Origin of the sequence: Novosphingobium ginsenosidimutans, from assembly GCF_007954425.1 — a bacterium.
Classification (GTDB): domain Bacteria; phylum Pseudomonadota; class Alphaproteobacteria; order Sphingomonadales; family Sphingomonadaceae; genus Novosphingobium; species Novosphingobium ginsenosidimutans.
Window position 1 is genome coordinate 2,967,611 of sequence record NZ_CP042345.1, and the last position, 20,617, is coordinate 2,988,227.

The 20,617-nt window shown below is 63.4% G+C and carries 22 protein-coding genes and 2 riboswitches; of the genes, 8 read left to right on the forward strand and 14 right to left on the reverse strand.

Translation table 11 applies throughout. The features are described 5' to 3' along the window. Positions 1-64: 64 nt before the first annotated feature. On the reverse strand, positions 65-745 hold the full coding sequence (locus tag FRF71_RS14560) for a dienelactone hydrolase family protein (RefSeq protein WP_147091338.1): 681 nt from the start codon (positions 743-745) through the stop codon (positions 65-67). 157 nt (positions 746-902) lie between these two features. Between FRF71_RS14560 and FRF71_RS14565 the strand changes: the two genes are divergently transcribed. The 5 genes from FRF71_RS14565 to FRF71_RS14585 are packed head-to-tail and all read left to right on the forward strand — an operon-like array spanning position 903 to position 5,667. Further along, positions 903-1,457, forward strand: a complete 555-nt coding sequence (locus FRF71_RS14565; protein ID WP_147091339.1) for a F0F1 ATP synthase subunit delta — start codon at positions 903-905, stop codon at positions 1,455-1,457. A 2-nt stretch (positions 1,458-1,459) separates the two neighbouring features. Further along, positions 1,460-2,989: a F0F1 ATP synthase subunit alpha gene (gene atpA / locus FRF71_RS14570; protein ID WP_147091340.1), complete on the forward strand. Its 1,530-nt coding sequence runs from the start codon at positions 1,460-1,462 to the stop codon at positions 2,987-2,989. Between the two features lie 23 nt (positions 2,990-3,012). Next, complete coding sequence (locus FRF71_RS14575; RefSeq protein ID WP_147091341.1) at positions 3,013-3,891, forward strand: F0F1 ATP synthase subunit gamma; 879 nt, start codon at positions 3,013-3,015, stop codon at positions 3,889-3,891. Between the two features lie 25 nt (positions 3,892-3,916). Then, entirely contained in the window at positions 3,917-5,404 is a 1,488-nt protein-coding gene (gene atpD / locus FRF71_RS14580; RefSeq protein ID WP_192900015.1) for a F0F1 ATP synthase subunit beta, read from the forward strand. A gap of 5 nt (positions 5,405-5,409) precedes the next feature. Beyond that, complete coding sequence (locus FRF71_RS14585) at positions 5,410-5,667, forward strand: ATP synthase F1 subunit epsilon (RefSeq protein WP_147091342.1); 258 nt, start codon at positions 5,410-5,412, stop codon at positions 5,665-5,667. 176 nt (positions 5,668-5,843) lie between these two features. Here the strand turns inward: FRF71_RS14585 and FRF71_RS14590 are convergent, their stop codons facing one another. The 4 genes from FRF71_RS14590 to FRF71_RS14605 all read right to left on the reverse strand — a co-directional run bounded on the left by FRF71_RS14590 (position 5,844) and on the right by FRF71_RS14605 (position 9,320). Beyond that, complete coding sequence (locus FRF71_RS14590; protein ID WP_147091343.1) at positions 5,844-7,058, reverse strand: DUF418 domain-containing protein; 1,215 nt, start codon at positions 7,056-7,058, stop codon at positions 5,844-5,846. Continuing rightward, positions 7,031-7,867 (reverse strand): PhzF family phenazine biosynthesis protein, encoded by an 837-nt coding sequence (locus FRF71_RS14595; RefSeq protein WP_147091344.1) that lies wholly within the window; start codon positions 7,865-7,867, stop codon positions 7,031-7,033. Before FRF71_RS14595 ends, FRF71_RS14590 begins: the two co-directional genes overlap by 28 nt. A gap of 5 nt (positions 7,868-7,872) precedes the next feature. Then, entirely contained in the window at positions 7,873-8,334 is a 462-nt protein-coding gene (locus FRF71_RS14600; RefSeq protein ID WP_147091345.1) for a DUF6265 family protein, read from the reverse strand. A gap of 86 nt (positions 8,335-8,420) precedes the next feature. Then, on the reverse strand, positions 8,421-9,320 hold the full coding sequence (locus tag FRF71_RS14605; RefSeq protein ID WP_238339276.1) for a DMT family transporter: 900 nt from the start codon (positions 9,318-9,320) through the stop codon (positions 8,421-8,423). 190 nt (positions 9,321-9,510) lie between these two features. Here FRF71_RS14605 and FRF71_RS14610 point away from each other — a divergent pair, with 190 nt between their 5' ends. Further along, complete coding sequence (locus tag FRF71_RS14610; protein WP_147091347.1) at positions 9,511-11,031, forward strand: TadA family conjugal transfer-associated ATPase; 1,521 nt, start codon at positions 9,511-9,513, stop codon at positions 11,029-11,031. On the opposite strand, the gene FRF71_RS14615 is transcribed toward FRF71_RS14610, so the two are convergent. After that, positions 11,028-11,243 (reverse strand): hypothetical protein, encoded by a 216-nt coding sequence (locus tag FRF71_RS14615; RefSeq protein WP_147091348.1) that lies wholly within the window; start codon positions 11,241-11,243, stop codon positions 11,028-11,030. The two genes, FRF71_RS14610 and FRF71_RS14615, sit on opposite strands and share 4 nt — an antisense overlap. Before the next feature lie 114 nt (positions 11,244-11,357). Here FRF71_RS14615 and FRF71_RS14620 point away from each other — a divergent pair, with 114 nt between their 5' ends. Next, positions 11,358-11,492 carry an entericidin A/B family lipoprotein gene (locus tag FRF71_RS14620; protein WP_147091349.1) on the forward strand — a complete coding sequence of 45 codons (135 nt, stop codon included), beginning with the start codon at positions 11,358-11,360 and terminating at the stop codon, positions 11,490-11,492. A gap of 112 nt (positions 11,493-11,604) precedes the next feature. Beyond that, positions 11,605-12,807 (forward strand): energy transducer TonB, encoded by a 1,203-nt coding sequence (locus tag FRF71_RS14625; RefSeq protein ID WP_147091350.1) that lies wholly within the window; start codon positions 11,605-11,607, stop codon positions 12,805-12,807. 4 nt (positions 12,808-12,811) lie between these two features. On the opposite strand, the gene FRF71_RS14630 is transcribed toward FRF71_RS14625, so the two are convergent. From FRF71_RS14630 to FRF71_RS14665, 8 genes are all read right to left on the reverse strand, one after another. Then, entirely contained in the window at positions 12,812-13,288 is a 477-nt protein-coding gene (locus tag FRF71_RS14630) for an ABA4-like family protein (RefSeq protein ID WP_147091351.1), read from the reverse strand. 6 nt (positions 13,289-13,294) lie between these two features. Further along, entirely contained in the window at positions 13,295-14,854 is a 1,560-nt protein-coding gene (gcvPB, locus tag FRF71_RS14635; RefSeq protein WP_147091352.1) for an aminomethyl-transferring glycine dehydrogenase subunit GcvPB, read from the reverse strand. Next, entirely contained in the window at positions 14,851-16,206 is a 1,356-nt protein-coding gene (gene gcvPA / locus FRF71_RS14640; RefSeq protein WP_147091353.1) for an aminomethyl-transferring glycine dehydrogenase subunit GcvPA, read from the reverse strand. Before gcvPA ends, gcvPB begins: the two co-directional genes overlap by 4 nt. Before the next feature lie 4 nt (positions 16,207-16,210). Continuing rightward, positions 16,211-16,582 (reverse strand): glycine cleavage system protein GcvH, encoded by a 372-nt coding sequence (gene gcvH, locus FRF71_RS14645; RefSeq protein ID WP_147091354.1) that lies wholly within the window; start codon positions 16,580-16,582, stop codon positions 16,211-16,213. Between the two features lie 4 nt (positions 16,583-16,586). Beyond that, on the reverse strand, positions 16,587-17,678 hold the full coding sequence (gene gcvT, locus FRF71_RS14650; protein WP_147091684.1) for a glycine cleavage system aminomethyltransferase GcvT: 1,092 nt from the start codon (positions 17,676-17,678) through the stop codon (positions 16,587-16,589). An 85-nt stretch (positions 17,679-17,763) separates the two neighbouring features. After that, positions 17,764-17,867: riboswitch (glycine riboswitch) on the reverse strand. Then, positions 17,868-17,974: riboswitch (glycine riboswitch) on the reverse strand. Between the two features lie 72 nt (positions 17,975-18,046). After that, positions 18,047-18,724, reverse strand: a complete 678-nt coding sequence (locus FRF71_RS14655) for an NAD(P)H-binding protein (protein WP_147091355.1) — start codon at positions 18,722-18,724, stop codon at positions 18,047-18,049. Next, on the reverse strand, positions 18,717-19,874 hold the full coding sequence (locus FRF71_RS14660; RefSeq protein WP_147091356.1) for a deoxyguanosinetriphosphate triphosphohydrolase: 1,158 nt from the start codon (positions 19,872-19,874) through the stop codon (positions 18,717-18,719). The genes FRF71_RS14655 and FRF71_RS14660 overlap by 8 nt, the downstream gene beginning before the upstream one ends. Further along, positions 19,871-20,566 (reverse strand): aspartate/glutamate racemase family protein, encoded by a 696-nt coding sequence (locus FRF71_RS14665; RefSeq protein ID WP_147091357.1) that lies wholly within the window; start codon positions 20,564-20,566, stop codon positions 19,871-19,873. Before FRF71_RS14665 ends, FRF71_RS14660 begins: the two co-directional genes overlap by 4 nt. Positions 20,567-20,617: the final 51 nt, after the last annotated feature.

Sequence of the window (20,617 nt, forward strand, 5' to 3'; positions counted from 1 at the left end):
CTGGAGCCGCATTAGACTGCGCCGCAGCAGCCCGCGTCCCGGACCTTGCGTTCAAAGTTCCTGGTCAGCTGCCGCAGGCCCGGAACAGCATCAGGGTCCGCTCCTTGGCCAGGTCGGCGCTTTCCGGATGCCAGTCCTTGCGGCGATCGGAATTGAAGCCGTGGCCGGCCTCGTAAACGAAGATCTGCGCCGTCGGGTGTTGCTTCTCGATCAGCTTCTCTACCGGCGCGAACTCGACCAGGTTGTCGTAGCGCCCGAAGTGGCAGATCGCAGGAGCCTGCGGCGCTTCGTCGGCGAAGCGGGTGGCGATGTAGCCACCATAGTAACACGAGGCCGCTGTCAGGTTTGGGCTAATCTGCGCCATTCGCCAGGCGACCGATCCGCCGAAACAATAGCCGACTATGAATACAGGGCCACCCTTCGCCGCCAGCCAGTCGACGCTGGTCTGGGTGTCCTTCAGGCCTTGGTCCCAGTCATGCTCGCTGCGGGCGATCTGGACTGCGCGCTCCCAGTCGGCACCAGTGTAGCCCAGTGCACAGCCTGGCTCCTGCCGATCGAACAGGCCAGGGCTGAGCACTTCATAGCCATCCTCCGCATATTCGTCACACAGCTCACGGATATGATCGGTAACGCCAAAAATCTCCTGCACCAGCACCAGCCCGCCCCGACGCGCGCCGCTTGGCTGGGCATGATAGACCGGCATTGCATGCCCGTCAGACATGGTGATCGTGATTGTATCGCCCATCAGGCGCGCCCTCTCTCAGATTGCTTGGCGCATAGTCCTAACCCCACCTTGCATCGCAGCACAATCGTCGCTATGCGCGCCCCCGTCCAAGGGGCAGATGTGCGGACCTGGTCCGCTTCAGCCTCATCAATGCACCCGATGCAAGGAACTTGAGCGCGTGGAGAATTCCGGCGGCATTACGGCCAGCTTGCAGGGGCGATACGCCTCTGCGCTTTATGAGCTGGCCAGCGAATCCAAGGCTGTAACCGCTGTCGAGGGCGACCTCGACAAGCTGGGCGCGGCGATTCTCGGCAATGCCGATCTGGCCGCACTGATTCGGAACCCGCAGATCGGCCGCGATGCCGCTGCCGCCGCGATGGCCGAAGTCGGCAAGGTCCTTGGCCTGCATCAGCTTACTCAGAACTTCATCGGCGTGCTGGCGGGCAACCGCCGCCTCGCCGCGCTGCCCGATGTGGTCCGCGCCTTCAGCACGATCGCTACCGCCGCCCGCGGCGAAGTGACCGCTGAAGTGACCAGCGCCCATCCGCTCAGCGATGCCCAGCTCAAGGCGCTTGCCGCCAAGCTGAAGGCCCGTGAAGGCAAGGACGTAAAGATCAAGGCGAATGTCGACCCCGAGGTACTCGGGGGTCTGGTGGTCCGGATCGGTTCCACCCAGATCGACAGTTCGATCCGTACCCGTTTGAACACCCTCGCGAATGCGATGAAAGGCTGAACATGGATATCCGCGCCGCTGAAATCTCGAAGGTCATCAAGGACCAGATCGCCAGCTTCGGTACGAAGGCCCAGGTCTCGGAAGTCGGCACCGTGCTGTCCGTCGGTGACGGCATTGCCCGCATCCATGGCCTCGACAAGGTTCAGGCCGGTGAAATGGTCGAGTTCGCCAATGGCGTTAAGGGCATGGCCCTGAACCTCGAAGCCGATAACGTCGGCGTCGTGATCTTCGGCTCGGACGCCGAGATCAAGGAAGGCGACACCGTCAAGCGCACCGAAACCATCGTGGACGTCCCCGTCGGCAAGGGCCTGCTCGGCCGCGTGGTCGACGCGCTGGGCAACCCGATCGACGGCAAGGGCCCGATCGAAGGAGCCACCCGCCAGCGCGTGGAAGTAAAGGCTCCGGGCATCATCCCGCGCCAGTCGGTGAACGAGCCGGTTCAGACCGGGCTCAAGGCGATTGACGCCCTCGTCCCCGTTGGCCGCGGCCAGCGCGAACTGATCATCGGTGACCGCCAGACCGGCAAGACCGCCGTCGCGATCGACACCTTCATCAACCAGAAGGGCGTCAACGCCGGCACGGATGAGAGCAAGAAGCTCTACTGCATCTACGTCGCTGTCGGCCAGAAGCGCTCGACCGTCGCGCAGATCGTGCGCCAGCTCGAAGAAAACGGCGCGATGGAATATACGATCGTCATCGCCGCAACCGCTTCGGAGCCGGCTCCGCTGCAGTACCTGGCGCCCTACACCGGCGCGACCATGGGCGAATTCTTCCGCGACAACGGCATGCACGCCGTGATCGTGTATGACGACCTTTCGAAGCAGGCCGTCGCCTATCGCCAGATGTCGCTGCTGCTGCGCCGCCCGCCGGGCCGCGAAGCCTATCCGGGTGACGTGTTCTATCTCCACAGCCGCCTGCTTGAACGTGCGGCCAAGATGAATGACAGCCTGGGCGGCGGATCGCTGACCGCCCTGCCGATCATTGAAACCCAGGCGGGCGACGTGTCGGCCTACATTCCGACCAACGTGATCTCGATCACCGACGGCCAGATCTTCCTCGAAACCGGCCTGTTCTATCAGGGCGTCCGTCCGGCGATCAACGTCGGTCTGTCGGTTAGCCGCGTCGGCGGCGCCGCCCAGACCAAGGCGATGAAGAAGGTGTCGGGCTCGATCAAGCTGGAGCTGGCGCAGTACCGCGAAATGGCGGCCTTCGCCCAGTTCGGTTCGGACCTCGACGCTTCGACCCAGAAGCTGCTCAACCGCGGTGCGCGCCTGACGGAGCTGCTCAAACAGGCCCAGTTCAGCCCGCTGCCGTTCGAAGAGCAGACCGTGTCGATCTTCGCCGGCACCAATGGCTACCTCGATGCCATCGCGACCGGCGACGTTGTCCGCTATGAAGCCGAAATGCTCAGCTTCATGCGCGACAAGCACGCCGACGTGCTCAAGCTGATCCGCGACACCCGCGATTTCGGCGACGATGCCAAGAAGGGCACCGTGGCCGCACTCGAAGCTTTCGCGAAGCAGTTCGCCTGATCCGATTGAAAGGGTAAGGCTTCATGGCCTCGCTTAAGGAACTCAAAGGTCGGATCAACTCGGTCAAGTCGACCCAGAAGATCACCAAGGCCAAGCAGATGGTCGCCGCGGCCAAGCTGCGCAAGGCGCAGACCGCTGCCGAAGCCGCCCGGCCCTATGCCGCGCGGCTGGCCACGGTAATGGGCTCGCTTGCTGCCAAGATCACGGTCAGCGAGAACAGCCCCAAGCTCCTCGCCGGGACGGGCAAGGACCAGGTTCACCTGCTGGTCGTGGCCAACTCGGACAAGGGCCTGTGCGGCGCGTTCAATTCGAACATCGTCAAGGCTGCAATGGTCAAGGCCCGCGCGCTGGAAGCCGAAGGCAAGACCGTGCTGTTCTACCTTGTCGGCCGCAAGGGCCGCGCGGTGGTGCGCCGGCTTTACCCGAAGGCTGTGCTGGCCATGTTCGACACGACCGACGTGCGCGAACCCGGCTTTGCCGAAGCCCAGAAGATCGCGAACGAACTCGTCGCGCTCTATGACGAAGGCAAGTTCGACGTCGCCCACCTGTTCTATTCGCGCTTCCAGAGTGCGCTCGCGCAGGTCCCGACCGAACAGCAGATCATCCCCGTCCCCGCCCCCAAGGTTGCTGCTTCCAGCAGCGATGGCGCCGTGGTGGAATACGAGCCCGAGGAAGAAGCAATCCTCGCCGAACTGCTGCCGCGCTATCTGCGGACCCAGCTGTTCGGCGCACTGCTGGAAAACCAGGCCTCGGAACAGGGTGCGTCGATGACCGCGATGGACAACGCCACGCGCAACGCCGGCGAACTGATCCAGAAGCTGACCATCCAGTACAACCGCAGCCGTCAGGCCGCGATTACCACCGAACTGATCGAAATCATCGCGGGCGCCGAAGCGCTCTAACGACTTTCAAGGCAAGGAAACGACCATGGCCACCGCAGCCAAGACCACCACTCGCAAGAAGGCCGCTCCGGCCGCCGCCAACACCGCTGGCGGCAAGATCAGCCAGGTCATCGGCGCCGTCGTCGACGTGACCTTCGACGGCGAACTGCCGGCGATTCTCTCGGCGCTGGAAACCGACAACAACGGCACCCGTCTGGTGCTCGAAGTTGCCCAGCACCTGGGTGAAAACACCGTCCGCACCATCGCGATGGACTCGACCGACGGTCTGACCCGCGGTCAGCCGGTCACCGCCACGGGCGCGCAGATCTCGGTGCCGGTCGGTCCGCAGACCCTGGGCCGCATCCTCAACGTGGTCGGCGATCCGATCGACGAGCGCGGCCCGGTCAACACCGACCTGCGCGCGCCGATCCACGCTGCTGCGCCGGAATTCGTCGACCAGTCGACCGAAGCCGCGATCCTCGTGACCGGCATCAAGGTTATCGACCTGCTCGCGCCTTATGCCAAGGGCGGCAAGATCGGCCTGTTCGGCGGCGCCGGCGTGGGCAAGACCGTGCTGATCCAGGAACTGATCAACAACATCGCCAAGGGCCACGGCGGCGTGTCGGTCTTCGCGGGCGTCGGTGAACGCACCCGCGAAGGTAACGACCTCTACCACGAATTCCTCGACGCCGGCGTTATCGCCAAGGACGCCGATGGCAATGCCACGCCGGAAGGCTCCAAGGTGGCGCTGGTGTTCGGCCAGATGAACGAGCCTCCGGGCGCCCGCGCCCGCGTTGCGCTCTCGGGTCTGACCATGGCCGAATACTTCCGCGACCAGGAAGGCCAGGACGTGCTGTTCTTTGTCGACAACATCTTCCGCTTCACCCAGGCGGGTTCGGAAGTGTCGGCGCTGCTCGGCCGTATTCCTTCGGCCGTGGGCTATCAGCCGACCCTGGCGACCGACATGGGCGCGCTGCAGGAACGCATCACCTCGACCACCAAGGGCTCAATCACCTCGGTGCAGGCGATTTACGTTCCCGCGGACGACCTTACCGACCCGGCGCCGGCCACCTCGTTTGCTCACCTTGACGCCACGACCACCCTGTCGCGCGCGATCTCGGAACTGGGCATCTACCCGGCCGTTGACCCGCTCGACTCGACCAGCCGCGTGCTGACCCCGGCCGTTGTCGGCCAGGAGCACTACGACGTTGCTCGCCGCGTTCAGGAAACGCTGCAGAAGTACAAGTCGCTGCAGGACATCATCGCGATCCTGGGCATGGACGAGCTTTCGGAAGAAGATAAGCTCACTGTGGCCCGCGCCCGCAAGATCCAGCGCTTCCTGTCGCAGCCGTTCCACGTCGCCGAAGTCTTCACCAACATCCCGGGCAAGTTCGTCCAGGTCGAAGACACCGTGCGCTCGTTCAAGGCCGTGGTCGAAGGCGAATACGATCACCTGCCCGAAGCCGCCTTCTACATGGTCGGCGGGATCGACGAAGCGGTCGAAAAGGCCAAGAAGCTGGCTGAGGAAGCCTAAGCATCATGGCCCTGCACTTCGAACTCGTCACGCCGGCACGGCTCGTTCGCTCGGAAGACGTCCACATGGTGGTCGTCCCCGGTGCGGAAGGCGAGTTCGGCGTGCTTGAAGGGCACGCGCCCTTCATGTCGACCATCCGCGACGGTGCCCTGCTGGTCTACCGGACCGAAGGTGGTGCTCCGGAAACCATCCAGATCCAGGGCGGCTTCGCTGAAGTCGCCGCGACTGGCCTGACCGTCCTGGCGGAACACGTCGAAGGCTAAGGCTTTCGGCTTCAACCTGGACAAGCAAAGGGCGGCCTGCGGGTCGCCCTTTTCGTTTGCTCCCGTCTGCCCGTACAGGACTGCCATGTTTCAATTGAAGGGTAGGCGGACTAGCTCGGGCCGATCGCGATTGAGCCGCTGGCGGTTATCGGCTGCTCGTCTCGCAGCGATGGCGACTACTGCGGCCGGCGGCCGTAAGTCAGGTTGCGCCAGAGCCGCTCCATCGGCCCCATGGCATGGCGCGCCAGCCACCACCGCGAGAATACGATCTGAACGGCAAAAATGCCCAGGGCAATAGCATAGATGCCCAGTGGCTTGACCTGCCCGACAAGCCCGAAACCAACCCCATAGAACAGCACGATCCCGATCAGCGTTTGGCTCAGATAATTGGTCAGTGCCATCCGGCCCGGCGCGACAAACAGCTGCTGCACCCTGCGCGCATGGGGCCAGGCGAGCAGGAAAGCAGCGCCATAGGCCAGGGCCATCGGCACCGTCCCGAGCAGCGAGGACCAGTCCGCCTGATCCTGTTTTGGCATGAACGCATAGGCCAGGGTTGGCGGCAGCCCCAGCAGCAGGCCTGCCAGCAAGGTGCGGCGCAGCAGCGTCCGGTCGCCCGGCAACCGCCCGCCGGCAAACCAGCGCCCAACGATCAGGCCCAGCAGCATGATCCCCAGAACCTTCGGGATGCGCCAGGATTCAAGCTTGATCCCCCAGGCATAAATCGGGCCGCTGATGATCCAGGCTGCCAGCTGATCCCAGCGGCCGCTGGCCAGAACGGCAACGCCATTGTCTTCCGTCAGTCGCGTCCCAAGCGCCAGGGCGACCGAGTCGCCAAGGTTGTAGAGCGCGGTGTGCGGCGCCCAACCCAGGGCATCGAACAAGGCAACCCCCGCAAAGGGCACAGCGAAAATCAGGATCAGGGCCGTAATCGCAAGCCGGGCATCGCTCCAACGGATGAACAGCGGCAAGATCAGCCCCAGCAGCGCATAAAGCGTCAAGATATCGCCGTCCCAGATCAGGCAGGAATGGATCAGCCCGATACCCAGCAAGACCAGCACCCGCCGCCGGTAGATCGCCAGGCCATTGCCGCCGCGCCCCTCGATCCGCGCCAGCTGGAGCGCGAAACCGGCCCCGAACAGCAGCGAAAACAGCGTGTAGAACTTCCCGTCGATGAGCAGATGATGGAACCGGTACTGCCAGGTCGCGCCATCCGCCCCGGCCAAGGCCAGATGCTGGGCTTCGCTCATCAGTCCCCAGCCGGACCAATAGAGTATGTTGGCAAGCAGGATGCCCAGCAGCGCAAAGCCGCGCAGCGCGTCAAGCGCCTCAATCCGTTCGGCCGCTGTCGCAGCGGCCGGCCTGGCTAGATCGTCACTGTCCCCGTTATGCATGTTACGCACTGCCCCCCGACATGGATACTAGACCCTTCGAAGCGGATGTCGATCCAGCCATCGCGGCCGACCTGGCGGCCCTGGCTGGCGCGGTAGCTGTCGCCATCGCCGACCTGCCGGGCATTCAGCCGGAATGCTGCTGCTGCACCGTTGCCGCTGCCGCAAACCGGGTCTTCGGGGATGCCATCGCCAGGGGCAAAACTGCGAACCACCACCCGGTCTCCTTCAGCAGCAAATAGCGTGGCACCGGTCCATCCCTTGGGGACATAGTAAGCTGCCAGCCGGGCTTCATCATGGGCCAGGTGCTCAAGCGCAGAAACACCGTCCACTTCGGCCACTAGCCAGACTGGCCCGACATCGACCGCCTGGGCCATGCCCCTGACCGGCGCGTTGATCCAGGCTGTCGCCTCCGGATCGCTGAGCTCAGTCAGGGCATAACGCGGCAAACGGAACGACAGGCGATCGGCACCAACCGTCAGTTCGACCAGGCCAACCGCGCATTCCTGCACCAGACGGCCATCTTTTGGTGCCGCGATGCCCACCTCGATCACGGCATGCGCCGTCCCCAGCGTGGGGTGACCAGCAAAGGGCAGTTCGGCCTTCGGCGTGAAAATCCGTACCCGGTAATCCGCCCCGGCCTGGCTCGGCGGCAGGACAAAGGTTGTTTCCGACAGGTTGGTCCAGGCCGCCATCGCCTGCATCTGCTCTGTAGTCAGCCCCTCCCCGTCGAGCACCACGGCGACGGGATTGCCCATCAGCGGCACAGCGGTAAACACGTCGACCTGGGCGAAGCGGCGAGTAACGGTCATAAATCTCAATCCTGCGGGGGGACGACTGGGCGATAGTTCCAGCGCATCACCTGACTGCCGTCCATTTTGGAAATTTCGGCCATCAACAGCTTACCCTGGCGCCAATAGCGGATTCGCTGCGGGTAATCGTGCGCCGGATTGGCGAATTCGATCGCTTCCTCGCTGACCAACACCATCGGAAACTCGCTGGCTGGCTTGCCCTGCGGCTGGGCCAGGAAGCTGATCGTACCGTCAGGCTTCCGCCGGATCTGGGCAATCTCCCAGTTGTCGAGCCGCGGCCCGAACCCGGTGCGGGCAAGGCCGAGCATCAGGCCGCCCCGCGCGTCCGTCCAGATTTCGTCCGACCAGCTTGCCCCATCCTCGTGCACCCAGGTTCCGGCCATCCATTCGGGCAAGCTGCGCGCGGCGCTCTGCGCGCCGAGGGGAGCCGAAAGCGTCAGGAGGGCAGCGAGTACAAGCTTCTTCATCGAACGGATATCTCAAGCGCGGCGAAGCGCTTGTTCTAGCGGGATCACGCCACAAACCAAGCGACATGGCGTGTCGTTCGTCGAGCCTATTCGCTCTCTGCCGGTTCCTTCACCAATCCGGCGCGCCAGAGGTAGAGCCCGGCGCTAATGATTATGACCGCACCAAGCAGTGTCCAGCCATCGGGGTGGTCCCCGAACCAACCCCAGCCGATGACGCTGGCGACAAGTAGCTGGATGTAGCTCATCGGCGCGACCTTTGCGGCCCCCGCGCGCGTGGTGCCGAGATAGACCAGCCAATGTGCGCAGCTGGCGGTCAAGGCAACCACGGCGCAGCGGACGACAATGCTCCTGTCCGGCATGCCCACTGCAAAGCGTTCGATTCCAGTCAAGGCAAACAGCGGGGTGGCGACCAGCAGGATTGGCGCTGCATAGGCTGCAACCACGAACTGCATCGCCAGGCCTGAAGCCTGTCCCGCTACATAGCGGTTGCCGATTATCAGCAAGGCAAAAGTCATCGCCGAAAAGACCGGCAGCACGGCCCACCACCCAGCTTCCACCAAGTTTGGCCGCAGCACGATCAGAACCCCAATGAAGGCCACGGCTGAAGCGATCCAGGTTTCCTTGCGGGCTGGCTCACCCAACAGGATAGCAGCAAACAAGGCCGCGAACATCGGGCTGGTAAAACCCAGCGCGGTCGCGGTCGCTAGTGGCAGGACAAACAGCGAAGTGAAGAAAATGGTTGATGAAACTGCCAGCGCAAGGCCCCGTCCGGCCTGCGGCCAGCGCCACATCTGGCGCATTGCGGCAGTCCCCTCGCGCGCGGCCAACAAGGCCCCAAGCCCGAATGCAGCGATGCTGAACCGCAGGGCTGCAATCGCCACTGGCGACCACTGCCCGGCCATCGACTTGATCACGCCGTCTCCAACGGAAAGCACGGCAAACCCGGCCAGGGCAAACAGCAGTCCGGAACGGTTTTCAGCGGGCAAATGCTTTACCTTAGGAGCGGGAATGGTCGCACCCTTAGCCGCCGGAGTGGGTTTGCCAAGCGGCAGTTTCCGCCTGCATCGCGGCATTAGGAAATAATCAAAGTTTCCGATCTATTCACCATCCAGCTTAGCCCTGGAGTAGCCATGCGAGACCATGGTCACGGCCCGGGCACAGTTGGGATTTTGAAGCATGAGCGCATTCGGCCGACGCAACGGAGCTGGTGGCATGGCACCCGGGGCACGCCCCCAGTTTGGTGTTGCCCGCCCGATGAAGGGCGGCATTGAAACGCCCAAGGCGCCCGTCCCCGGCGGCGACCAGTTCCCGCCGTTGCCTGGCGAAATGGCCGAGCCCGCCTCGTACGACAACCCTGCGGTCAAGGCCGACGCAATGACCCGGTTGCAGGACCGCGTCAACGGCGTGGTCGACAACCAGTACAATGCCGAAGGCTTCGAAGCCTCGGTCCACAAGATCAAGGAACAGGTGCTGCCGCGCCTGCTCGAACGCGTCGATCCCGAAGCCGCCGCCACATTGAGCAAGGAAGAACTCTCCGAAGAGTTCCGCCCGATCATCATGGAAGTGCTGGCCGAATTGAAGGTCACGCTGAACCGGCGCGAACAGTTCGCACTCGAAAAGGTCCTGATCGACGAGCTGCTCGGCTTCGGCCCGCTGGAGGAGCTGCTCAACGATCCCGACGTATCGGACATCATGGTCAACGGGCCGGACCAGACCTACATCGAAAAGAAGGGCAAGCTGCAGATTGCCCCGATCCGGTTCCGCGACGAAAGCCATCTGTTCCAGATTGCACAGCGGATCGTGAACCAGGTCGGCCGCCGCGTCGACCAGACCACGCCGCTGGCTGACGCCCGCCTCAAGGATGGCAGCCGCGTCAACGTGATCGTGCCGCCGCTCTCGCTGCGGGGCACCGCGATATCAATCCGTAAGTTTTCCGAGAAGCCGATCACGCTCGACATGCTGCGCGATTTCGGTTCGATGAGCGACAAGATGTGCACCGCGCTCAAGATCGCGGGTGCCTGCCGCATGAACATCGTCATCTCGGGCGGTACGGGTTCGGGTAAGACGACCATGCTCAACGCCCTGTCGAAGATGATCGACCCGGGCGAGCGTGTGCTGACCATCGAAGACGCGGCCGAACTTCGCCTGCAGCAGCCGCACTGGCTGCCGCTCGAAACCCGTCCGCCCAACCTTGAAGGCCAGGGCGCAATCACCATCGGTGATCTCGTGAAGAACGCGCTGCGTATGCGGCCGGACCGGATCATCCTGGGCGAAATCCGCGGCGCCGAGTGTTTTGACCTCCTCGCCGCGATGAACACCGGCCACGACGGTTCGATGTGTACGCTCCACGCCAACAGCCCGCGCGAATGCCTGGGCCGTATGGAAAACATGATCTTGATGGGCGACATCAAGATCCCGAAGGAAGCGATCTCGCGCCAGATTGCCGAATCCGTGGACATCATCGTTCAGGTCAAGCGCCTGCGCGACGGTTCGCGCCGCACGACCAACATCACAGAGGTGATCGGGATGGAAGGCGATGTGATCGTCACCCAAGAGCTGTTCAAGTTCGAGTATCTGGACGAGAGCGACGACGGCAAGATCATCGGCGAATTCCGCCCGTCGGGCCTGCGGCCCTACACGCTGGAAAAGGCCCGTCAGTTTGGGTTCGACCAAGCCTATCTGGAAGCCTGTCTCTAAAGTGCGTAGCGCAGGATAAAGACGGCGGCGATCAGAACGACGAACAGCGCCAGCACAAAGACGGTGCCCCAGGGCATGAAACCGACGGCATCGGGATCGCTGCGGCGCATTCGCCTCCGCTCGCCCCACCAGGCGACCGCTGCGACCAGCACGGCGCCGCTGGCCAGCTCGGCCCAGGGCGCCCAGTCGCTATAGAGCCAGTCCCAGTTCATCGCGTTCCGCTGCTCGGTTCATCGCGCGGCGTCAAGGCAGGGGCTGCATTCGGCTTGTGTTAACACCAGCTAGGTGAAACAGGGTCGCTGAATTCCAAGCAACGGAGACGAACCATGAAGAAGCGTATCATCGCCGCGATTTTGCTGGCTTCGGTCGCGGTTACGACGTCTGCCTGCAATACGGTGAAGGGCTTGGGCCGCGACATCGAGTCTGTTGGCGACGCGGGTGACAAGGCGATCAATCGCTAAGCCATCCGACGTGCCATTGACCCGACCAGGTTTGCGCTTGGTCGATGAGCAATGCCTTGCCCATGCAAGTCTGATAGGGCAGCGACGAATACTTGCCTTTCAGGAGCTTGTAATGCGTCGCGCTGTCCTTTCTTTGCCTGCTCTTGCCGTTGCCTTGGCCTTCGCCTTACCGGCCAAGGCCCAGGATATTGTCGTCACGGGCAAGTCGCTCAAGCAGACCGAGGCTGATCTTAGGGCCTGCCTCGAGCGGAAGTGCCCGCCGGATGAAGACATCAGGGCAACCTTGGCCCATGCCGAGAACCTGTTCGTCTCGGGCGATTACAAGAACAGCCGGGCAACTTTGAAAGATTCGGTGGGGCGTAACCGCAAGCATGGCGACGCCTTCCCGGTCCCCGTATCGGACCTGCTGCGCGCCAATGGCCGGATTGCCGAGCAGATGGGCGAGGCCCGGGATTTCCAGCTTTCTGTCCTGGATATGCGCGACACCCTGAAAAAAGGGTTTGGAGAGAACGATTTCCGAACTCTGGTGGCGCAGATCGAAGTGGGTGACAGCCGCGCCAAGCTAGGTTTCGCGAGAGAAGCAGAGCGGATCTACAAGGAAGTCGAAGCGCGCGCGCTGGCTGCCGGACAGCCGCGAGTGGCCAGCTTTTCGCGCTTGCGCCAAGCCTTGCTCTGGCGCGGCCAGTATGACCAGAATCCCAACGCCTTTAACCTGAAGAACGTAAATGAACGGCTTGATCAGCTCATTCAGCAACCGCTTGCCGAAAGCAGCGACTTTACCCTTGCTGCCGAAGTGATCAAGGCCAAGGTTGATCGCAAGGCCGGTGCCGCTGGCAGCACGGAAGCCCTGATCAAGCGCTTTGCCGAGCGTGGTGGGGCGACCCGTCCGATCCTCCTCTTTGCCGAACCGCTCCAGCGGACCGACCTGCAGAAGGACCTGCCCGATGACCAGCCGGGACTTAACACGCTGAACCGGTTGACCGCGCTCCAGGCACGTAACCAATGGGCCGATGTCGGCTTCTGGATCGACGCCAATGGCCGCGTAACCGATATCGAGGCATTGCGCACGTCGGGCGACAAGTCCTGGCTAAAGCCGGTCCTCGCCAACATCGCCAAGCGTATCTATGCGCCGCTCAAGAAGGATGGCGGGACAGCGCCGGGCTTCTACATGATCGAGCGCTATACCCTCACCGCCCGTTTCGAAGAGGGTAATACTGGCACTCGCATGCGCCGCCGCGAAGCGACCCCGCGGATTGAACGGATCGACCTGACGCCCGAGAACTACGAAGCGCCGTCAAGCAAGGAAGCCGCCTGACCGATTACAGCCGGATGCGGTTTTGCGCCGGGTGCATTTCCCGCGCCCGGCGTTCCCGCACGATCAGCCAGGTGAACAGGCCAATCGGCCCGGCCATGAAGGTCGCAAACAGGAACGGCAACTGTACCGCGCGGCTGAAGCCCTTGTTATCCGCGTCACGCGCGATCCAGAGGCCGGTGAACAGGTCGAACGCCAGGTAATGCGTCCAGCCGATCACCAGCCCGCCGTCGGATAAGAACAGTTTGCGCAAGCCGGCGATTGAATAGTCCGAGGCAACATAGGGGGCGCTGCCGGGGACCTGGCCGGGGTCGACCGAACCGCTCAGCAAAGCCGCGAACATCACTGTATAGCAAAGGCACAGCAGCCCGACACCGAGGTAGAGCACCGCGGTCATCGCCAGCGGCTTGCGCGGGAGGAACGCCAGGATGAGCCAGGCGATGACGACCACCGCATTGGTGAACGAGAACATCGCCTGCCACATCGCCGCTTACTCCCCTTTATCGCCCTTCCAGGCCAGCACCGGCTTGCGGGCCGCCAGCGTCTCGTCAAGCCGGCGACGCGGGGCGAAATGTGGTGCGGACTTCAGCGCCGGATCGCCCTGCTTGGCGCGCATCGCCACCGAACGCAGCGCGCCGATGAACTGGTCGAGCGCGGCCTTGCTTTCCGTCTCGGTCGGTTCGACCAGCATGGCGCCGTGTACTACCAGCGGGAAATAGACCGTCATCGGGTGGAAGCCCTCGTCGATCAGTCCCTTGGCAACGTCCAGGGTCGAGAACCCTTCGGCAAAGCCATCATCGGTGAACAGCGCTTCGTGCATGCACGGACCGGAATGGCCAAACGGGGCATCAAGCACGCCTTCCAGGCTGCGCAGCACGTAGTTGGCATTCAGCACGGCATCTTCGGCCACTTGCTTCAGGCCATCGGCACCGTGGCTGAGGATATAGGCCAATGCCCGCGTGAACATGCCCATCTGGCCGTGAAACGCGACCATCCGGCCAAAGCTATCCGGCTGATCCTCGCCCGCGGTCTCTTCCTCGACCAGGCGCAGCGAGCCATCGGCCTCGCGCTTGACGTAAGGCAGCGGTGCAAAGGGCGACAGCGCCGCAGACAGCACCACCGGACCCGAACCCGGCCCGCCCCCGCCGTGCGGCGTGGAGAAGGTCTTGTGCAGGTTGATGTGCATCGCATCGACGCCCAGATCACCCGGGCGCACCTTGCCGACGATCGCGTTGAAGTTCGCGCCATCACAATAGACATAGCCGCCGGCGGCGTGGACCGCGTCGGAAATGGCCTTCAGGTCTGGCTCGAACAGGCCGCAGGTATTGGGGTTGGTGATCATCACGCCCGCAACATCCGGCCCCAGGCGGGCCTTGAGTGCGGCAAGATCGACCCGGCCCGCTTCGGTCGCCGGGATGTTCTCGACCGAGAATCCTGCAAAGGCGGCGGTGGCGGGGTTGGTGCCGTGGGCGCTTTCCGGCACCAGGATGACCTTGCGGTCTTCGCCACGCGCTTCGAGCGCAGCCTTGATCGCCAGGATCCCGCACAGCTCGCCGTGCGCGCCCGCCTTCGGCGACATAGCGACGCTGTCCATGCCGGTCAAAGTCACCAGCCAGTGGGCCAGCTCGTCGATCACGGCCAAAGCGCCCTGCACTGTTTCGCGCGGCTGGAGCGGGTGGACATCCTTGAAGCCCTTCATCCGCGCCACGGCTTCATTGAGGCGCGGATTGTGCTTCATCGTGCAGGAACCGAGCGGGAAGAAGCCCAGATCGATGCCATAGTTCTGGCGGCTAAGGCGGGTATAGTGCCGAACCGTTTCCGGCTCTGACAGACCCGGCAGGCCAATGGCGTCTGCGCGAGCCAGGCTGCCAAGCCGCGACGCTGCTGCCGGGGCCGGATCGATATCGACACCAGTGGTGCTCGTATCGCCAATCTCGAAGATCAGGCGCTCTTCCAGCATCAATGCGCGGTTGCCGGTGAAGGTTTCTTCACTTGCGATGTGGGCATCACCCATTTCGGGACGCCAGCCGGCGGTGTTCGGAGCGTTCATGCCAGCACCTCCTTCAGCGCTGCTTCAAGGGCAGCGATATCCTCGTCCGAGACGACCTCGGTAACGGCAACGACCAGGCCATTTTCGAGCTCCGTCAGTTCCGGATAGAGCCGGCCCAACGAAACGCCGCCCAGCACCCCCTTTGCGGCCAGTTCGTGCACCACGGCACGCGCCGGCTTGGGCAGGGTCACTGTGAACTCGTTGAAGAAGCTGCTGTTGACCAAGCTGACGCCCGGGATCGCCGCCAGCAGATCGGCAACCTGGACTGCGCGGGCGTGATTCAGAGCCGCCAGATCACGTAGGCCGCGCTCACCCAGCAGGGTCATGTGAATGCTAAAGGCGAGCGCGCAAAGACCTGAATTGGTGCAGATATTGCTGGTCGCCTTTTCGCGGCGGATGTGCTGCTCACGGGTCGAGAGCGTCAGCACGTAACCGCGCTTGCCGGTGGCATCGACAGTCTCACCGCACAGCCGACCTGGCATCTGGCGGACGTATTTATCGCGGGTTGCGAACAGGCCAACGTAGGGGCCACCGAACTGGAGGCCGACGCCGAGCGACTGCCCCTCACCGACCACGATGTCCGCGCCCATTTCGCCCGGAGACTTGATCGCGCCCAGGGCAACCGGCTCGGTCACCACGGCGATCAGCAGTGCACCAGCCGCCTGGCACGCAGCGGCGAGCGGCGAGAGATCCTCGATCCGGCCGAGGACATCCGGATACTGGACCACGACACAGCTGGTTTCGGCATCGATCGCACCCAACAGGCGATCCATGTCGGTGCTGCCAAGGTCCGGCGTGGCCGTATCCAGCGTATCGCCAGTGAAGCGGGCCATTGTCTTGGCCACGCTGACGTAGTGCGGGTGCAAACCACCGCTCAGCACCGCCTTCTTCCGGCGCGTGACTCGGCCGGCCATGCCGATCGCTTCCCAGCACGCAGTCGAGCCATCGTACATCGAGGCATTGGCGACGTCGCAGCCGAACAGGCGCGCGACCTGAGACTGGAACTCGAACAGCACCTGCAGCGTGCCCTGGGCGATCTCCGGCTGGTAGGGCGTGTAGGCGGTCAGGAATTCACCACGCTGGATCAGGTGATCGACGCTGGCCGGCACGTGGTGCTTATAGGCCCCTGCCCCCAGGAAGAACGGATGATCGGAAGCGGCCTTGTTCTTGCGGGCCAGGTTCGAAAAATGGCGCTCCACCGCCATTTCACTCTGGCGCAAGGGCAGACCTGGAAGTGGTCCGGCAAGGCGCGCTTCGGCGGGTACGTCGACAAAGAGATCGTCTATCGATCCCGCGCCGATGACGCCAAGCATGGCGCTGCGGTCGCTCGGGGTCAGGGGCAGATAACGCATGGGTTCAGAGCTCCGCGACGTAGGCGTCGTAGGCGGCCTTATCCATCAGGCCTTCAAGTTCGGACACATCGCTGAGATCGATGCGGAACAGCCAGCCGCCCTCTTCAGGGTCGGTGTTAACAGTTTCTGGGGCATCACCCAGCGCATCGTTGGCGGAGGTGATCGTGCCGCTGACGGGCGAATAGACGTCTGATGCAGCCTTGACGCTGTCGACCACGCAGGGGGCGTCGCCCTTCTTCACAGTGCTGCCGGCAGCGGGCAGGTCAACATAAGTGATGTCGCCCAACTGGCTCTGAGCATAGTCGGTAATGCCGACCACACCGCTGGTGCCGTCAACATCGATCCATTCGTGGTCCTGGGTGAAATAGCGAGTCATGGCGTCAGGCTCCTCGGAAATAGCGGTGCGGAACGAAGGGGGTGGAAACGACCTCGGCGGCGAGGCGCTTGCCCCGCACCTCGATCTCAAGCTTGGTACCAGGCGCGGCATTGGCACTGGCGATGTAAGCCATGGCGATCGGCTCGCCGCGGCTGGGCGAAAAGCCGCCCGAGGTGACCACGCCAACCTGATCTGCGCCAAGGTGGACGGTCGCACCTTCGCGCGCAGCCTGGCGGCCTTCGAGCACAAGCCCGACCCACTTGCGCGCAGTGCCCTCGGCAATCTCGCGCATGATACGGTTAGCTCCGGGGAAGCCGCCTTCTGTCCGGCGGCGCTTGTTGATGCCGAACAACAGGCCGGCTTCGATTGGGCTGGTGTCGGGTGAAAGGTCATGACCGTAGAGCGGCAGTCCGGCCTCAAGCCGCAGCGAATCTCGCGCGCCAAGGCCAATCGGCTTCACTTCCGGCTGGGCACAGATCAGATCGGCCACGCGTTCGGCATCGGCAGCCGGGATCGAAATCTCAAACCCGTCTTCGCCCGTATAGCCCGAACGGCTGATCCAGGCGTCAATGCCGTCAATCTTGAACTGCCCGCCTTTCATGAAGGTAAGCGCAGCAAGCGGATATTCGCCCGTCACCACCCGCTCCAGTGCAGCGAAGGCTTTCGGCCCCTGCAGGGCCAGCAGCGCGCTGTCCTCCAGATGGTTGATCGTCACCTCATCGGGCAGATGCTCGCGCAAGTGGCCGATATCGTCCCACTTGGTCGCGCCATTCACCACCAGATAGAACCCGGAGTTCCAGCGCGTGACCATCAGGTCATCCAGAACACCGCCGTTTTCGTCCAGCAGCAATGAATAGCGCGGACCATAGGGCTTCAACGTCGCAAGATCGATCGGAAGGACGGCTTCAAGCGCCGCCTCGACGCCCTCGCCAGAGATGAACAGCTGACCCATGTGGCTGACATCGAACAGCCCGGCGCTCTCGCGGGTCCAGGTGTGCTCGGCGATGATGCCCTCGTACTGGACCGGCATCCAGTAGCCGGCGAACTCGACCATCCGGCCACCACGCGCGCGGTGCCAGGCGTCAAGCGGCAGCATCAGCACTTCGGGCTCTACCGCTTCTTCATCGTTGATCGAATGGACGTCGCCCACAGGTCTACTCCGCACAGAATGCACCAAAATCGGTGCCCCCTCTGTCACGGAAACCTGAGAGCTTTCCCTTGGAGCAAGTCCAAGGTTACCCCTTCGGCGGCCCCAAGGAATGGGACACTTTCCAGAGTATCGCTATTGACCCACGCGGTCCCTGGTGCCTGAGAGATTCCGGGGCGGTTGCTCCTTCGGCGCCCGACGAGACGTCAACAGACGAATCGTCGGAACTCTCCCGCGCGATCAGCGATGCGGAGGGCGATGGCCGGAGCCAGCGGGCAAGTCAATCCCGGCCTTCGGGTCCTTCCCCGATCGAGGGTTCAGTCTGCCTTGCGGGCGGCCCGCAAGATGGCATCGTGCTCAAAGACAAAGCGCCCCGCAGCTTTTTCCTTGGTCAGTCCGATGATCGCCTTGGCAATCGTATCGGCCTTGATTGAGCGGTACTTGCTGTACTGGCCCTGCAGCAGCAAATCGGCCACAGGGCTAAGTATCCGGCCCGCCAGCTCGGCCGGACGCAATTCCTCGCGAGGGCCGCGCAGCAGGCCGGGGCGCAGCACGTCGAGCCGGGGAACGCCGATGCGCCCAAGCCCCTGCTCGGTCTCGCCCTTGACCTTCAGGTAAAAGTTCTTGGCCAGGGCATCGGCCCCGACCGAGGAGATGGCGATCACCTGCCGCATCCCGGCCTCCTTGGCCGCCTTGGCACAGGCCAGCACCAGATGCTGATCGACCGCGCGAAAATCGGTCTCGCTCTTGCCCGCCTTCTTCCACGTGGTGCCGAGCGCAGAAACCAGGACATCGGCGTTGGATGCAGCGATGGCATCATCCCAGTTCTCAGGCGGCGCGACCAGCACTTCCATCCGCGCGCCTGTGGGCAGCGGAATCTCGCGGCGGGCAATGGCAACAAGACGGATGTCGCTGCGGCCGACCGCCAGCTTGATCAGGCTCTGCCCAATCAGACCCGAAGCCCCGACCAGGGCAATGCGGGTAACCTTAGACATTGCGCAATCCTTCGGGGGTGCGGCCATAGATCGCGGCATGCGAGGCGATCGCAAACCGATCAGTCATGCCAGCGATGTAGTCAGCGATATGGCGGCTGCGATGCGGCTCATCGCTCGGCAGGCGGCTGACCCAGCCTCCCTCCATCAGCGCCGGATCCTGGGCATAGGCAGCGAAAAGCTCGGCCGTCACTGCCCGCGCGCGCTCGGCCGTCTGTAACTGCTGGGGATGGTGGTACAGCCGGTCATACATGAAGCGCTTTAGCCTGCGTTCATGCGCCGCCAGCCCGGTTGAAAAGACACAGGTTGCCTGCCCCGCAGCCCGGACATCGTCCGCGCAGTCCATGCCTTGGGCCCGCGCATTGGTTTCGGCGATCACGTCGTTGACCATCCAGCCGATCTGGCTGCGGACCAACTCGCGCAGGCGCCGGTCCTGCGGCGCGGCGGGAAACTTGCGTTCGATTGCGCGCCACTGGTCGGCCACAGAATCGAGTGTCAGGAGTTCATCCAGCTCAAGGAAGCCAGCCCGCAGGCCATCGTCGATGTCGTGGTTGTCATAGGCAATGTCGTCGGCAATCGCGGCGACCTGTGCCTCAAGGGAGGGCCAGGTGGTAAGATCGAGTGGATAGGCCGCATCGAGTTCGGCCAAGGCCCAGTTGACCATGCCGACCGGCCCGTTGTGCTTTGCCAGACCCTCCAGCACTTCCCATGAGAGGTTGAGCCCGTCGTGTTCGCAATAGGGGCTCTCAATCCGCATCAGGATACGCAGCGACTGCGCATTGTGATCAAACCCGCCGTGGCGTTCCAGCGCCGCATTCAGAGCGTCCTCACCGGCATGACCAAACGGCGGATGGCCGATATCATGAGCCAGGCAAAGCGCCTCAGTGAGGTCCTCATCCAGCCCCAGCGCCCGGGCTATGACCCGGCCGATCTGAGCAACTTCCAGGCTGTGAGTTAGGCGGACGCGGTAATGATCGCCATCGGGCGCGACAAAGACCTGGGTCTTGTGGCGCAACCGGCGGAAGGCGATCGAGTGGACAATCCGGTCGCGATCGCGCTGAAACTGGCTGCGCGGCCCGCGGGCCAGCGCCGCTTCCAGCGGAAACTCGCGCCCGCGCGACTGCGCCGGGTCAGAGGCGTATGCGGCCCTCACGCGTCTGCCAGCATCCAGTCGACCGCCGCCTCGGCATGGATCCGGGTGCAGTCAAAGATCGGCAGGACGTTGGCATCGACGTCGACAACCATTTCCAGTTCGGTGCAGCCCAGCACGATCGCCTGGGCTCCGTCCTGTTCCAGATTGGTGATGATCGTCTTCAGCTCTCGCTCGGCCTGGCGGCTGACCTTGCCCTTTAGCAGCTCGTCGTAGATCACCCGGTCGAGCGTTTCGACGAAAGGCATTTCCGGCGGCAGCAACTCGATATCGCGGGCGATCAGCTTCTGGCGATAGAAGCTTTCCAGCATCACGTTGCGGGTACCAAGCAGCGCCGCCTTCTTGACCCGGCCGCCAGCCATCCGCTCGGCCACGCATTCGGCGATGTGGATAATCGGCACATCCACCGCCTTGGCAACCTGGTCATAGACCTTGTGCATCGAATTGGCGCCGATCAGGATAGCCGTCGCCCCGGCCTTTTCGAGGCGCTTGGCAGCCGCCGCCAGGGTCTTGGCAGCGCGGGTCCATTCCGCGTCGCTCGACAGGCGGGACAGTTCGGCAAAGTCCAGGCTTTCGATCACCATTGACGCGCTGGAACCCTGGCCGACGCGTGCCTGAACCAGACGATTGATGTGCTCGTAGTAAGTGCGGGTCGAGTACCAGCTCATCCCGCCGATCAAACCGATCTTGCGCAAGCAAATTCTCCGTTAGGGGCGTGGGTCCCTGTTGCCAGCGCCCTTAACGAA